At 42.1% G+C, this 14,952-nt stretch carries 17 protein-coding genes and 1 pseudogene; 14 read left to right on the top strand and 4 right to left on the bottom strand.

Features of this window, described 5'->3' with window-relative positions:
* The first annotated feature begins 226 nt into the window (after positions 1-226).
* From HMPREF9625_RS10075 to HMPREF9625_RS10020, 11 genes are all read left to right on the top strand, one after another.
* A complete protein-coding gene (locus HMPREF9625_RS10075; protein WP_009534591.1) occupies positions 227-1,420 on the top strand; it encodes an NRAMP family divalent metal transporter in 1,194 nt (397 codons plus the stop codon).
* A gap of 318 nt (positions 1,421-1,738) precedes the next feature.
* Complete coding sequence (pxpB, locus tag HMPREF9625_RS10070) at positions 1,739-2,464, top strand: 5-oxoprolinase subunit PxpB (protein WP_009534590.1); 726 nt, start codon at positions 1,739-1,741, stop codon at positions 2,462-2,464.
* A 1-nt stretch (position 2,465) separates the two neighbouring features.
* A complete protein-coding gene (locus HMPREF9625_RS10065) occupies positions 2,466-3,473 on the top strand; it encodes a 5-oxoprolinase subunit C family protein (RefSeq protein ID WP_009534589.1) in 1,008 nt (335 codons plus the stop codon).
* A 26-nt stretch (positions 3,474-3,499) separates the two neighbouring features.
* A complete protein-coding gene (gene accB, locus HMPREF9625_RS10060; protein ID WP_036569233.1) occupies positions 3,500-3,955 on the top strand; it encodes an acetyl-CoA carboxylase biotin carboxyl carrier protein in 456 nt (151 codons plus the stop codon).
* A gap of 167 nt (positions 3,956-4,122) precedes the next feature.
* Entirely contained in the window at positions 4,123-5,472 is a 1,350-nt protein-coding gene (gene accC, locus HMPREF9625_RS10055; protein WP_036569283.1) for an acetyl-CoA carboxylase biotin carboxylase subunit, read from the top strand.
* Between the two features lie 6 nt (positions 5,473-5,478).
* Entirely contained in the window at positions 5,479-6,237 is a 759-nt protein-coding gene (locus HMPREF9625_RS10050) for a LamB/YcsF family protein (RefSeq protein ID WP_009534586.1), read from the top strand.
* A 177-nt stretch (positions 6,238-6,414) separates the two neighbouring features.
* Positions 6,415-7,362: a hypothetical protein gene (locus HMPREF9625_RS10045; protein WP_009534585.1), complete on the top strand. Its 948-nt coding sequence runs from the start codon at positions 6,415-6,417 to the stop codon at positions 7,360-7,362.
* Positions 7,356-7,553, top strand: coding sequence for a hypothetical protein (locus tag HMPREF9625_RS11515; protein ID WP_009534584.1), 198 nt, complete (start codon positions 7,356-7,358; stop codon positions 7,551-7,553). The genes HMPREF9625_RS10045 and HMPREF9625_RS11515 overlap by 7 nt, the downstream gene beginning before the upstream one ends.
* Positions 7,554-7,855: 302 nt before the next feature.
* Complete coding sequence (locus HMPREF9625_RS10030; protein ID WP_009534583.1) at positions 7,856-9,076, top strand: Mbeg1-like protein; 1,221 nt, start codon at positions 7,856-7,858, stop codon at positions 9,074-9,076.
* 44 nt (positions 9,077-9,120) lie between these two features.
* A complete protein-coding gene (locus HMPREF9625_RS10025) occupies positions 9,121-9,345 on the top strand; it encodes a DUF3791 domain-containing protein (protein ID WP_009534582.1) in 225 nt (74 codons plus the stop codon).
* Positions 9,346-9,418: 73 nt separating this feature from the next.
* Entirely contained in the window at positions 9,419-9,694 is a 276-nt protein-coding gene (locus HMPREF9625_RS10020; RefSeq protein ID WP_009534581.1) for a hypothetical protein, read from the top strand.
* A 60-nt stretch (positions 9,695-9,754) separates the two neighbouring features.
* Here HMPREF9625_RS10020 and HMPREF9625_RS10015 read toward each other — a convergent pair whose 3' ends face one another.
* The gene (locus HMPREF9625_RS10015) at positions 9,755-10,387 is read right to left on the bottom strand and encodes a DJ-1/PfpI family protein (protein ID WP_009534580.1); all 633 of its coding nucleotides are present in this window, start codon (positions 10,385-10,387) and stop codon (positions 9,755-9,757) included.
* A 405-nt stretch (positions 10,388-10,792) separates the two neighbouring features.
* Positions 10,793-11,215, bottom strand: coding sequence for a hypothetical protein (locus HMPREF9625_RS10010; protein ID WP_009534579.1), 423 nt, complete (start codon positions 11,213-11,215; stop codon positions 10,793-10,795).
* 120 nt (positions 11,216-11,335) lie between these two features.
* On the opposite strand from HMPREF9625_RS10010, the gene HMPREF9625_RS10005 reads away from it, so the two are divergent.
* The 3 genes and pseudogenes from HMPREF9625_RS10005 to HMPREF9625_RS11195 all read left to right on the top strand — a co-directional run.
* Positions 11,336-11,689, top strand: a complete 354-nt coding sequence (locus tag HMPREF9625_RS10005) for an SIR2 family NAD-dependent protein deacylase (protein WP_009534578.1) — start codon at positions 11,336-11,338, stop codon at positions 11,687-11,689.
* A 23-nt stretch (positions 11,690-11,712) separates the two neighbouring features.
* On the top strand, positions 11,713-11,883 hold the full coding sequence (locus tag HMPREF9625_RS11390; RefSeq protein WP_009534577.1) for a hypothetical protein: 171 nt from the start codon (positions 11,713-11,715) through the stop codon (positions 11,881-11,883).
* Positions 11,831-12,271: pseudogene (locus HMPREF9625_RS11195) on the top strand (group II intron maturase-specific domain-containing protein); the annotation flags it as partial. The gene HMPREF9625_RS11390 and the pseudogene HMPREF9625_RS11195, both read left to right, overlap by 53 nt.
* Before the next feature lie 169 nt (positions 12,272-12,440).
* Here the strand turns inward: HMPREF9625_RS11195 and HMPREF9625_RS09995 are convergent.
* The gene (locus HMPREF9625_RS09995; RefSeq protein WP_242822676.1) at positions 12,441-14,111 is read right to left on the bottom strand and encodes a hypothetical protein; all 1,671 of its coding nucleotides are present in this window, start codon (positions 14,109-14,111) and stop codon (positions 12,441-12,443) included.
* On the bottom strand, positions 14,101-14,892 hold the full coding sequence (locus HMPREF9625_RS09990) for an ABC transporter ATP-binding protein (protein ID WP_009534574.1): 792 nt from the start codon (positions 14,890-14,892) through the stop codon (positions 14,101-14,103). The genes HMPREF9625_RS09995 and HMPREF9625_RS09990 overlap by 11 nt, the downstream gene beginning before the upstream one ends.
* Between the last annotated feature and the right edge of the window lie 60 nt (positions 14,893-14,952).

The following is a 14,952-nucleotide window of genomic DNA, read 5'->3' as shown; positions in this document are numbered from 1 at the left end:
ATACAAAACTTATATCGACAAAGTAAATAGGAACTATAAAATGCGAGCATTTTACAGCTTTGTCACTGCAGATCCAATTTACTCATGTATCATTTTAGTTAAAAATTTTTTCTTTTAAAGGATGAAAAATTTTGCTTGACGAATGGGGAAAATGAATTATACTACCATACAAGACTTGAATATAAGACTTGAATAAATAAGTCCTAATACAAAGGAGGAAGAGAGTATGAACGGAAAAGCAAAAAGCGGTGCCTTACTGGGGGCGGCATTCCTTATGGCAACTTCGGCTATCGGGCCGGGATTTTTGACACAGACGGCAAAGTTTACAGGAGACTTTCAGGCGAGTTTCGGCTTTGTTATCCTGATTTCCGTTATCCTTTCCGCCATTGCACAGTTAAATATCTGGCGAGTGCTTTGCGTAAGCGGGATGAGAGGACAGGATGTCGGAAACCGTTTACTTCCGGGACTTGGATACTTTATCTCCTTCCTGATTGTTCTTGGCGGTCTGGTGTTTAATATCGGAAATGTAGGTGGAGGTGCTCTCGGGATTCAAACTACCTTGGGAATTCCGGTGCAGATTTCCTACTTTATTGCAGGGGGCCTCGCTGTACTCGTTTTCCTCTCCAAAGATGCTAAGGGGATTATGGATAAGCTCGTAAAGATTCTGGGCGGTATCATGATTGTGGTTATCCTTGTAGTAATTTTCATTGTAAAGCCTCCTGTTGCGACAGCGGTAAAGAACAGCTTTGTTCCGGATGCGAAGCTCGGCACATTGGTTCCGGCTATCTTGACACTCCTTGGGGGCACGGTTGGCGGATATATCACTTTTGCCGGTGCACACAGATTGATTGATGCAGGGGTTACAGGAGAAGGAAAGCTTAAGGACATTCAGTATTCCGCAGTGATGGGCATGATTGTGGCAGCGATTGTTCGTATTCTTTTATTCCTTGCAGTGCTTGGTGTAGTGGTAAAAGGAGTAACTTTAGATGCGGGAAATCCTGCAGCGGATGCTTTCTTCCAGGGAGCAGGAGAAATCGGAAGACGCTTCTCCGGACTGGTGCTTACCTGTGCAGCTATTACGTCCATCATCGGTGCGGCCTATACTTCCGTCAGTTTCTTAAAGACTTTCTCTTCGAAGATAGCGGAGAAGGAAAATCTTTGGACTATCGCCTTTATCGTGATTTCCACTTTGGTTATGGCCTTCCTCGGAAAGCCGGCAACTCTCCTTGTTTTGGCGGGAGCTTTAAACGGACTGATTTTACCGGTAACCCTTGGTGTATGTCTTGTGGCTTCACAGAATAAGAAGATTGTGGGAGAGAACTATAAGCATCCGAAGCTGCTTTTTATCTTAGGTATTGTGGTTGTTGTACTTGCAGCCTATGTAGGTATTCGTTCTCTTTCGGCATTGAAATTATTCTAAAGGCATTGAAAATAATCTAAAAGATTAAATAATACAAAAGATTGAACTGTATTTTGCAGACAAATTTGGTTTATAATGAGTGCCGTACGAAATCGTACGGCAGCTCGCTTGTAGGGGAAATAGCAGATTCCGTCATGAGATTGCTTATTACTTTTGGCACGGCAGCTCGTTTATAGGGGAAATATACTTAATGTAAAGCGAAAGCAAGAAGCGCGCGGCAATACGATTGTGCATGGAAGTTTATTTTTCCCCCAAAAAACGAAAATAAATCGGTGTTTTTACAGTATGAAGATGGATATGGATTAAGAAGGAAAATTTATGGAAAAGGTAAGAGTGGTAGCGGCAGGGGATTCCGCAATTCTGATTCTTTTTAAACAGGAGATCAGCGAAGAAGTGAATCGAGCTATCAGTGCTACGGTACAGCTGATAAAGATGCAACAGATTGAAGGCATTGTGGATATGATTCCGGCTTATGCGTCCCTTCTTGTGGAGTACAATCCCTTGGTAATTCGCTATGAGGAATTATATAAGAGACTGCATTCCATTGTGAAAATGGATACACAGGTCGAGAGTCTCGAAAAAAAGATTTGGGAGATTCCTGTCTGCTACGGCGGGGAATTCGGACCGGATCTTAGCTTTGTTGCGGAAAATTCCGGCTATTCCGTGGAAGAAGTGATTGAACGACATTCCCGGGATGCGTATCTAATTTATATGCTCGGTTTTCTGCCGGGATTTACCTACCTCGGGGGTTTAGAGGAAAAGCTTCACACCAAGCGACTCGATAATCCGAGACTCTGTATTCCGGCGGGATCTGTCGGGATTGGAGGCTCTCAGACCGGGGTATATCCCGTGGATTCTCCCGGTGGATGGCGTTTGATTGGAAAGACGCCGGTAAAGATGTATAATCCGGCAAAACAGGATCCGATCCTCACAAGAGCCGGAGAATACATTCGTTTCTGCCCCATTTCCCTTGAGGAATATCGGGAGATAGAAGAGGCGGTAGCGAAGGATGAGTATGAAGTAAAGTGGTATAAGGGGGAGTAAAATGGGATTTCGAGTAATTAAAGGAGGACTTCTTACCACGGTGCAGGACTTAGGGCGAAGCGGATTTCAGGCGCAGGGCTTTAATGTAAACGGCGTCATGGATAGAAGAGCCTTCCGTATTGCAAACCTCCTACTGGACAATCCGGAAAATGAGGCGGTTTTAGAGTGTACTTTAATCGGGCCTACACTGGAGTTTACTGCTCCCATGATTATTTCCATAACGGGAGGGGACTTCCGTCCGGAGTTAAATGACGAGAAGATCCCTATGTATACCGCAATTTATGTTGCGGAAGGGGATGTCTTAAAAATCGGCTCCGCAAGAACCGGGAGAACCTGCTATATCGCCTTTTCCAATTATCTGAAGGTGCCCGTTGTGATGGGTTCCCGTTCCACTAACTTGAAATGTCAAATAGGGGGCTTTAAGGGAAGAAAGCTGGAGGACGGCGATTTTATTGAGACCCGTATTAACAGAAGAATTTACCTTTCGAGCTTTCTCTCAAGAACGCTTCCGCTCAAAGAATATGAGGAAGATAAGGTGAAGATTCGCGTGGTCATGGGACCGGAGGAAGAGATATTTTCCAAAAAGGGAATCCGGAGCTTCCTAGAAACGGAGTTTACGGTCGGTGCGGAATTTGACCGCATGGGGATGCGTCTGGAGGGAAGCTTTATCGAAACAAAGCGCGGTTCGGATATTATTTCCGACGGTATTGCCCTCGGCTCCATACAGGTGCCTTCCCACGGAAAACCGATTATCCTTCTTGCGGATCGGCAGACAACCGGAGGCTACGGAAAGATAGCGACAGTCATTTCCGTGGATTTACCGAAACTCGTTCAGAGAAGAATGGACGATAAGATTCGTTTCGAGGCGGTGAGTGTGCAGGAAGCACAGCAGCTTATGCTACAGGAGGAACGGGAGCTACAGGAGATGCGAAAGGCAATCCATAAGCCCTGTAAGGAAGTGCTCGAATGCAGATTGGCTGCAAAGAGATTATCCATGCTGTTCGGATAGGACAGCTTTACGATAAGGAGAGTAGAATGTTGGATTTAGAAAAGTTAGAAGGACTGGTGAAGATTATGGAGGGCTCTACCTTAAACACCATGTCCATTAAAGACGGCGATTTTAAGATTATGATGAGTAAGCTGGATAATCCTCCTGTTATTGCAGGAAGCGGAGTGGTAAGCAGTATCAGTGCAGTCAGCAGTGACAGCAGTGCAAGCAATTCTTCTACAGACACTGCTGAGGAGGAAAATGAAGTGCATATCACAAGTCCGATTGTGGGAACCTTTTATTCCGCTAAGGGCCCGACTATTCCTGCCTTTGTAAAGGTAGGAGACACTGTAAAGGCTGGGGATACCGTCTGTATCCTCGAAGCCATGAAGATGATGAATGAAATCACGGCGGATTTCGACTGTGAAATCGAAGCGGTACTGGTTTCGAACGAGCAGAAGGTGGAATACGGACAGCCTTTATTCCGTGTGAGAAAGCTGTAAGAGCGCTGAGCTTACGCTTTGGTGTGAGAAGACAAAGCCTTAAATTTTAGTATCAGAAGGCTGAGCTTGCGTTTTAGTTTCAGAAGGCAGCGGAAAACGTGAGAAAGTGTGAGAAGGCGCTGAAAGGAACAGACTTAGTCTGTTCTACAGCTTTAAAGGAGGAAAAGGTGTTTAAACGAGTTTTAGTGGCAAATCGAGGAGAGATTGCGGTTCGGGTCATCCGTGCGCTTCGTGCTCTTTCCGTGTCCTCCGTTGCGGTTTACTCCAAGGAGGATCAGGACGCGCTCCATAGTCGTCTTGCGGACGAAAGAGTGTGTATCGGAGAGGGCTCGGCAAGAAACTCCTATTTGAATATGGATACGATTTTAACCGTGGCGAAGAATATGGGTTGTGATGCCATTCATCCCGGCTACGGTTTTCTTTCGGAAAATGCGAGCTTTGCTAAAAAATGTGAAGAAAACGGCATAGTCTTTATCGGTCCGACTGCGGAAGTGATTGACTCCATGGGAAATAAATCACAGGCGAGAGCGAAGATGCGGGAAGCCGGTGTGCCGGTGGTTCCCGGTTCCTTATCCGTTCTTTATGATGTGAAGGAGGCCTTAGAGGAAGCCAAGAAAATGGGCTTTCCGGTCATGATTAAGGCAAGCTCCGGCGGTGGCGGAAAGGGAATGAGAGAGTGCTTCGGAGAGGAGGACTTTGAAAAGGACTTCCTTACTGCGCAAAGAGAGTCTGCAAATGCCTTTTCGGATGATGCGATGTATCTGGAAAAGTTGATTTTAGAGCCTCGTCATGTCGAGGCACAGATTATGGGGGACAATTTCGGAAATGTTGTTGCTCTCGGGGAAAGAGACTGCTCCATACAGAGAAATCACCAGAAGCTTGTCGAGGAATCTCCCTCGCCGATTGTCAGTCCGGAAACGAGAAAGAAGATGATGGAGGCTGCCGTCAAGGCGGCAAAGTCCGTGCAGTACACCGGAGCAGGAACCATTGAATTCATCATGGATAAGAGCGGGGAGTTCTATTTTATGGAAATGAATACCCGTATCCAGGTGGAGCATGGCGTTACAGAGCTGCTCACGAACACCGACCTTGTCATGGAACAGATTAGAGTTGCGGCAGGAGAGCCCTTGAGTCTTAAACAGGAAGAGATTCCCTTCCTTGGGCACAGCATAGAGTGTAGAATCAATGCGGAAATTCCGGAGAAGAACTTTATGCCAAGCCCCGGTAAAATTACGGCACTTCACCTTCCCGGCGGAAACGGGGTGCGTGTCGATACCGCGCTTTACACCGGCTACAGCATTCCGATGGAGTACGATTCCATGATTGCCAAGGTACTGGTACTTGGACGAGATCGGGATGAGGCGATTCGGAAAATGAAGGTTGCCCTTGAGGAAATGCTGGTCCTCGGTGTGGAGACGAATCTCGATTTTCAATATAAGATTATGCAGTCCGAGGCTTTTCGGGAGGGAAAAGTTGATACCGGTTTCGTAGAGCGTTTTATGCTTTCGGGAAAGTAGGAGAAGATGAAGGTTGACTTAAATGCAGATGTAGGAGAGTCCTACGGAAGATATACCTTGGGATTCGATGAGGAGCTGATTCCGCTTATTTCTTCGGCAAATATTGCCTGCGGCTTTCATGCGGGAGATCCCGTTGTGCTGGAAAATACGGTCGGAATCTGTGAAAAGTCGGGAACCGCAATCGGTGCACACCCGGGCTTTCCGGATTTGCAGGGCTTCGGTAGAAGAAATATGAATTTAAGCCCGAAGGAAGTGAAGGCGATGATGCTCTACCAGATCGGGGCAGTAGATGCTTTTCTGCATAAAAACGGCGGAAAGCTTCAGCATGTGAAACCGCACGGCGCCCTCTACAATATGGCGGCAAAGGAGGAAAGCCTTGCAAAAGCCATTTGCGAAGCGGTTAAGGAATACGATAAGAGCCTCATTATTCTTGCGCAAAGCTCCGGCACCCTTTATAAAGAGGCTGTGAAGCTCGGTCTTCCTGTGCGCGCGGAAGTCTTTATGGATAGAGCCTACGAAGAAGACGGCAGTCTTGTGGCAAGAAGCAAGGAAGGGGCGATGATTACCGATGAAAACCTCGCCATAGATCGTGTGCTTTCCATGATTTTAAAGGGAAAGGTTAAGGCAATCAGCGGAAAGGAAATCCCTATACAGGCGGATTCCGTATGCGTTCACGGTGACGGAGAGAAGGCCCTCCTTTTTGTGAAGAAGCTCCGGGCAGCCCTAACGGAAAACGGAGTGGAGATAAGAAAGCTTAAAGGGTAGGAGAAAATAGAAAAATAGGGAGTGTAGGCATTTAAAAGCTAATGCATGCAACTCTCTTTTTTTTTTAAAAGTACTTTAAATCTGATATACCTATAATTTCCATTTGATTTTCCAGATAAAGTCCTTTATATTTATTTTGTAACCTAAATTAAGTTACAAAATAAAAAAGGAGTATTTATGAAAGATTTTTTGGAAAAAAGACTGGGAATAGAAATTATGTTGGAAGATATTAACTTTGAAGATAGACTTCCTCTCTTATACATCAGTCTTTATACATTTAAATTGGTCCAAACCTATGGTGCAGAGTGGATTATTATTATTCCAAAAGAGCAAGTTCATTTATCAAAACTAAGAAAACAACATAAACAAATTGAAAAAATATTGAATCTGCATTGTGCTTTCTATCTGAGAGCAGGAAATTTATATTCCATAAATACGATGATTTCGGAAGGGATTCCTTTCTTTATAGAAAATAGGGAGATATACCTGCCTTTTTTAGGGATTTTGCTGCAAGCAAATTCTGAAAGAGAGATAAAACCGATTCAGCGTTTATCCTACCTATGTCAAAAATTAATTCTTACGGCAATATATGAGGATTGGAATGAAATAAATGTTAGCAAAACAGCGGAAAAACTCGAAATCACGAAGATGTCTGCTTCAAGATGTTTTGATGAAATCGAATTTTTAGAGATGCCGATTCTAGGATTAAAGGGCAGGTCACGTGTTATCAATATACCTGAGGATAAAAAAGCTCTATGGGAAGATCTTAAGAATTTTATGAGAACGCCTGTGATATCTACGTTTTATTTTGCTGATGATTTGCAACTTCCAATCAAAGGTGGGATGTCAGCATTGGCAGAATATTCCAATATAGAAGATAACGCTTATCCAAGCTACATTGTGGCTAAAAAGGATATGAATAGACTGGGGATAAAAAATAGACCTATTTCCGGAAAGATAGATATGCCGGGATCTATGGTACAGGAGCTTGGATATATGCTTTTTTATAAAGCCGGAAATATAATGGATCCTTTGTCTCTTCAGCTTTCTTTATCAGAGGAAGAAAAAGAGGATTATAGAATCGGAAAAGCGGTTAAAGAAATGCTGGAGGAATATGTATGGTGACGGGGCTGTTAAAGTTTAGAGATTATTTTAAGGGCTATACAGGCAGTTATGTTCTTATAGGAGGCGCTGCCTGTGACATCTTGTTTACGGAAAATGCTTCAGATTTTCGCGCTACCAGAGATTTGGATGTGGTTTTAATAGTAGAAGCATTATCTGTGGATTTTGTCGAGAAATTATGGGATTTTATTTAAGGCAAAGGCATACCTTGACTTGAGTTCTAGAAAATTACATGGAGAGAGGATTGACTCCTTCGATATAAAGAAGCATAAAAATGATGTGTTAAGATTAGCGGTAGAAATGGCCTTAAATCCCATTAAGGAGTTACCGTTGTCAGTTTACGAGGATATAGGCTTTTTTATTTCAAAATTAAAAGAGGATGAATTTGATGATAATAGTTTGAAGACATATAGAGTAACTACAGAGCAAGTGATTCATAGACTTAAAAGTATCTTTAATGTATAAGAAATAGTTCATGTGGAAAGGAAATAAAACTATGGAATTACTGGATTATTTACAATGGAGAAATGATGTACCTTTGTCCGTTTCCCCCTTTAATGAGGTGGACAATGTCATTTTTTCCTATCTTTCTTATATTGATTTTCGAGATTTGAGGGAGGACTGGAACGGCTTCTTTGATTTAAAAGAGCTTTTTCAAGATTTTTGTGAAAAGCATTCTTTGGAAGAAATCCAGACCACAGGAGAGTTTACGGAGCGAGCACCCCTCTTACTGAAAGAAATGATGGAGGGAGAACGCTTTTCTGCTACCAAGGCCGGTTATTATGCGGAAGATTTTGACAAGAATCAGGTGAAGCAATTTGCGGCTCTTGTCTTTCTCTTGCCTGACGGCAGAAATTATATTTCTTTCCGCGGAACGGATAAGACCATCACCGGCTGGAAAGAAGACTTTTTGATGAGCTGTAGGACGGAAACCGCAGGCGCTAAAGAAGCAGTAGCGTATTTTAACAAGATCGCTCCTGTTTTGGAGGGAGAGCTTATCTTGGGAGGACATTCGAAGGGTGGGAACTTCGCCATGTATGCTGCGGCTTTTTGCGAGGCTGAGTACAAGGAGCGTATTGTGCAAGTTTATAATAATGACGGGCCCGGCTTTCGAGAGGAAGTGATTCAGTCTCCGGAATTTCAGGAGCTTTTACCGAAAATTATAACCATCGCTCCCCAAAGTTCTATTATCGGGCAACTTCTGTCCAATCCCGCAAAGCAACATGTGATTCACAGTACGGCAAAGGGCATTTTGCAGCATGATGCTATGACATGGGAAGCGGAAAAGGATACCCTTGTCTCTTCGGAACTGGATGAGCTTAGTGAGTACACGAAAACCACCTTGGGAAGCTGGCTGGAAAGCATGGACGATGAAAGCAGAGAGTCCCTTTGTACAACCGCATTTTCCCTGATTGAAAGTACAAAGTCGGAGACCTTTATTGAGTTTTCCGGAAATTTAATGAAAAACATGGAAACCATCTGGAAAGAAATGGGAAAGCTTCCGGAAGAGAAGAAAAAAGAAATTATGAATGCTTTAAGCAATTTGATGGAAAGCAGTAAACAAGCCGCTGTATCCCAGATCAAAAGCGGCGGGCAGACGGTAATCAGTCAACTACAGAGCAGCGGGCAGGCGCTGCTAAGTCAGGTGCAAACCGGCGGTCATGCGGCCATTAGTCAGGTGATGGGAAAGACAAAGGAGGAAGGAGAGCAGGTGTAGAGGATTTATGATATAATCTACAATATGAGAAAGGAGGATTTCAGATGAGTGAAAAAGAAGAGATACTATTTATGCAAACCAGACTTATCAGATTGGCGGCAGAAGAATGGAAGCTTTCCATGGATAAAGTACTTTCTTTATTTAAACAGGCAAAGGTTCTAGACTATATAGAAAAGGCTTATGGAATCTTCCATTGCGAGGGAGACGAGGCGGTGTTGCAGGATGTTGAAGAATATATTGATTCGAAAGGATTAAAGATACATGCTTGAGTTAAAAGAAAGCTTAATTCTTTATCATGGAAGACGCACTATCTTGTCTAAAATTTATAGAAAGTGAGAAGATATGGCTGAGTTGAGTATTTCCAAAGAAAGACTGAATTATACAATTGATCTACTTGTAACTATGGCAGTGGAAGAAATATCGGCATTCACCGGAAAAGATAGCAAAGAAGTCTTAGTGGACTTCCTTCTTTCAAAGACGGGAAAAGCCTTGTATGATGATACAACAAAGCTTTGGTGGACAGGTCCCTCCTATTTAGCGGAAATGTATTTGGAGGAGGTTACTGCGAAGCAAGAGGTTTTACCGTACACCTGCGAGAGTATGAAAAAAATAAGGTAAAGAAAATCCGCCAGCCTGAAAGCTGGCGGATTTTTTTGAAAGGACAGATTATTTTACCGCTTACTCATAAGATTTCAATTCGTCTAAAAATTCCTTGTAATCATCATCAGTCCAATAAAAAGTTAATTCTTCTTCAGTAAAATCGTCAGCTTTTTCAGTCATAAAATGGTCTCCTATATCATAATCAAACCTTCTTAGAACTGCCTCTGCAAATTCCTTAAAAAACATTCCAATTCCTGTTATAACATTTTTATCTTCAACAATTCCTTTGTGAATAAAGTTTTTCTTCTCTATAAAATCAAAAGTATCTGTCATCTGCATAAAATATCCCGCAGTAAATTTTTTATTTTTGAGAACGCCTGATTTAGATAACAATATTGGTGAAGATGAAATTGCCGCAAACACAGTTCTGGAATCAATGCCTTCTCTAAGAAAATCAATCAGTTTTTCATCATACAATGCGGGTAATGGATTCATGGTTCCGGGCAAAATTAAACAATCGTAATTTTTTGCTTTTATATTTCCAATAATTTTAGTGGGTCTGATGACAAAGCCTTCCTCGCTTAAATATTCCTTATCTTCGCTTGCAATAAAATCAAGTTTTTCACCAAACCACAATGTTAATACAGATGTTAGGCAAGTTATTTCTTGCAAAGAAAAATCAGGATATAAGATTACTGCAAACTTTTTCATTTATGCCCTCCTTCAATTTCTAATTATTTATCTTATTATCTTCTTATCTTATTGACCTGCGGTCAATAAGCATCCTTCGCTCAAAGAACTCAGCTAATTCTTCTTTCTCAATAAGCAATAATAGTAGACTATTTTCAATCCATTTTTTATATTAGCTTTCTATATCCTCCTGTCCTGTAAAATTGTCAGTTTTCCAAAGGGAATATACGGAAACCATAGCCAATCCACGCTCGTCAGATCTACATCTGCCATGCGGAGCATGGGGACAGGCTGGCGGAGGACAGCACTTCATGCTGTTTTCGGGCGGCAAGTCCAAAAGGGATAGACGCACAAGTGTCGCAAGGGAGTGTAGTGCCCTCGATGGAACGAAGTGACGAAATATTCTCGGTCGGGCAGTTTTATTTGTTACTCTTTTGTATCGTAAATAATTCTGCCTGTAAAGTAAATTGAAATGTCCATTTGAACTAAATCTTCTGTTTCTAAGATAGATAAATAACCAGAATACAATACTTGATTATACCCATATAATTCATCTACAATTTCAAAGCTATAGTTTTTGTATCTCTTTATAAAGTGTTCCAGTTCTAATTTCTCACCATTGAATTTTCCATAGTTTCCCCATTTGCTCTGCAACATCACGCTGGTAAAATCAAAATCCACACCTTCGATTGTGATGTTTCCCTCGACCTGTTCAAAAGGTTCTGTAAGTTTTTTATATCCGTCCTCAAATTCAAGTACTATTGTTTGATCTTGCATTATAATCTTTTTGACACGCATATCATGTAGACTATATGGAATGGGCGGATTGTGTTTATATTCTGTCCTCATGAGACCTCCCCGTCAAATTCCTATTTGTTGCACAATTTTCATATTCAAATTATACCATAAAAAACTTGTGTCCGAGATAATGCGGGGATATTTCAGCTGCCGGAGGATAAGACGCTGAAAATGTCTATTCCGACGGAGCTTATCCCCATTTGCCCGGATGACGGACTCCCCATGACCATGAATCTCCGCACGGATGAAAGCTTTGTAGAGGACGCGGGCTGGAAAATGGCGGCAAAGCGCTATCAGGATTTCCTGCATAGTCATAAGGGAAAGCATGTCTTATATTGGGAGCTCGGGGTAGGGATGAATACTCCCGTGATTATTAAGTTCCCCTTTTGGCAATATACCGAAGAGAATCCCAATGCCTACTACGCCTGTTTGAATCTGGGAGAGTCGGGATGCAGTACGAAAATTTCGGAGAGAAGCATTTGCCTGAATGCAGACATCGGAAAGGGACTTAGAGATTTGCTATAGGGGAGCTTTGAAAGGAGGAGAAAATGAAGCAAAGTGAAAGAAGGATATGGTTGATTCAGGAATTGCAAAAAGAAATGCCGGAGTACTCCCATTATCCGATTCCAAAAACTTCGGAAGAACAGTGGAGATTCCTCCGTGGACAAAAGCAAAAGGGCATCGGAGAGACTCTTAGAGAGCAGTACGAGGTATCTTGAGGAGAAACTGAAAGAACTTTCTTCTCGTAAGCTCTGTCAGTCAATCAAGCCGAGCCTAGAAAGAATCAAGGTATACGCAAGAGGGTGGCTTAACTACTATGGAATAGTAAGTATGAAGAGCAACATGAATGATGTCAATGGATGGCTCTATCACAGAATACGTATGTGTATATGGAAACAATGGAAACGTGTGCGAACCAGATACCGAAACCTGATGAGCATGGGAGTTCCCAAAGACCTGGCATGGAAAGCGGCAAACAGCAGACGAGGCTATTGGTTTACAACACATACAGTTGTCATGAACATGGCAATGACAAAAGAAAGACTGATAAACAGTGGCTTTTATGATTTAGCCTCAGCCTATCAGTCTGTGCACGTCAACTATTGAAAGCGCTGTATACGAGAACCGTACGTACAGTGCTGTGAGAGGACGGCGGTTAGTCACCGCCTCCTACTCGATTACTTTTATATGCTCTATCAATACTCTTCCTACAAGCTTTTATACGTCATAAGTCACTTAGCTCTTCATTTTTCTTAACATTTAAGAAAAATATTTCTTATCCTCTGGCTATAATGTATTTCTTATTCATAAAGAACTTCCATAATACAAGGTTAGCCAGTATCATCACCACTATACCTATTAGCTGTAACTCTAGGGTTTTAAGCCAAAATATATGCGTCCATCCAAATAAGGCAAGTATGAATAAACTCATAAATAACAACAGTAATCCCCGTCCTACATTTGCAGGATTGAATTCCGAAGAAAATGGAAGCTCCCAAGTACCTACTCTTATCATAAGACTTGTTACAAATATAAACGACAAGTAGGCAATGACTATGTCGGGTAGGATAGCAATTCCATAAACCGCAAAAAGCAGAGCTGACAGAGCCACAAAGATAGGCGTCAGATAGCGAAACAATACTACCTTAACTCCTGCCCTTATACATTTACTTAGATTCTCAATTGGAAGAATCTGATAGAACATTATGCTCTCTTTATTCTCAGTCTGAGTTATTATCCCATAGATGGCTGCGGAAGTAAGCCCTGTAAAATAAAGCAGAGCCAGCCCCCATCTTCCTTCTCTGAGATTTTCTATAAAGCCTGTAAGTCCTTTTTCACCTGTAATCTGTGGCAGAACCATTATTATAGGCAGAATAAATACATTGGCAAGCTGTGGATAGAGCTTAAGCTTCATATCCCTGTTTCTTGACACCTGTATCAGCACAAGCTTCATAAAGGCATTTTCCTGCTCATCCTTTGAGAGGAGCTTACACATAAGATTTGAAAATGCTGAAAGTGTTTTATTTTCCTTGGCTGTTTCCGTAAGCTTGTCAAGTTCTCCTTCAAACTCCGGCATAGCCTTTTTCCTGTATATTACTTCAAGCAAGATGACAGCAGGCACTGTGATTCCTGCCAGTACATATATATACCATGCTCCACCCGCACCAAATAAACTCTCCAGTATAGCTGAGAACCAAGCTGATGGCAGAAAAAAATAAAATGGCGAAAATGTAAGTTCCCCCTTTGAGAAGCCTGCTATGCTTACGACTCTTGGCACAATCTGATACGAGAGTATTATCGCTATTGTCATAAATATCTGAAAGCCGCTTAATATGTCCTTTAGCTTCTCTCCGGAAAATACCTTGAGAAGGAGGTAGTAAATAACTCCTGCAAGGTGGAGGCAAACGACAACAATCACAATCGATACCAGAGTGAACGCAAAGCCGTATAGGATTCCCTTAGAAATAAAGCCGACAACTATAGATGGCAGCATCATAGCAGCTGCTATAGTTCCTATATAATAGGCTATATGTATGTTTTTTGCAGTACTTATCTCATTTTTCCCAATCGGCAGTGCTCCGTAAAATGACTTTTCTGTAGTGTCTAAGAGTACAGCTGAATATTCACTGATATAGACGGAAAATAACATGAATATAAGCATGGCAAAGCTGATTGTATTAGCTCCAAACATATTTGGCATCACCTGCATAGAAGCGATAAAAATTCCTAACCCCATATAAACCAGGCAGGTTAAAATCATAGATCTTTTCGGCTCTTTCCCTATCTTCTTCCCATTATTTTGCAGAGCAGGGGAAACCCTTCTGCTATCCATAATTAGCTTTAGCCTAAGCATCTCCCTAATCTGACCATAGTTTAAGTCTTTACTTAAAAATGGCTTTACACATTTATCAACTACCTTAAGCACAAAGGGTTCGCTATTTTTCATCTTCAATAGTCTCACCTCCGGTCAGTGTGTCTACAAACTTAGCTGCAAGGTCGTGTCCCTTTGTAAAGCCTGTAAGGTCATTGAAAATCTCCTCCATACTACTGCCCCTGCTGTTGTTTTTCAGCTCTTCAACCGTAGAATCTGCTATGACTGCTCCGTCCTTAAGAAGGATAACCCTACTGCTCATCTGTTCCACCACTTCCATAATATGAGAGGAATAAAATATGGTCTTCCCCTGTTTGGTAAGTGTCTTAAGCACCTCCTTAAACACAGCCACGCTATTGGTATCCATACCGTTAAGCGGTTCATCAAGGAAGAGGATGTCAGGGTTATGTATAAGGCTTCCTATGATGGCTATTTTTTGCTTCATACCCTTTGAATAACCAGAGATACGAGTGGTGAGCGCATCATTTATCTGAAATATCTCCGCAAGCTCCTCCATCCTACCTCTCCAGTTGCTTAGTTCATAGACAGAGGATAAGAAAGAGATATATTCTTCCCCTGTAAGGCTCTCATAGAGGGATAGAATCTCTGGAACATAACCTATCTTCCTCTTGTAGCTTACCAGATCTTCTTCTATATTCTTACCAAAGACCTCAATTGTACCTGTGTATCCACCAAGGATTCCAAGCATCAGCTTAACAGTTGTGGACTTGCCACTTCCGTTTGGCCCTATGTAGCCGATAAGCTCTCCCCTGCCTGCCTTAAAGCTCACATCATGGAGAACATGATGCTCTCCAAAGCTTTTATTCACATTAGTCAGTCTAAGTACCGTATCCATACAATTCCTCCACTCTGATTATATTAAAATAATAATATCACTAAATATTGATCTCAAACC

Source organism: Oribacterium parvum ACB1, assembly GCF_000238055.2.
GTDB lineage: Bacteria > Bacillota > Clostridia > Lachnospirales > Lachnospiraceae > Oribacterium > Oribacterium parvum.
The sequence above is the reverse complement of the archived record's forward strand: the minus strand, read 5'-3'. Positions and strand labels throughout refer to the sequence as shown.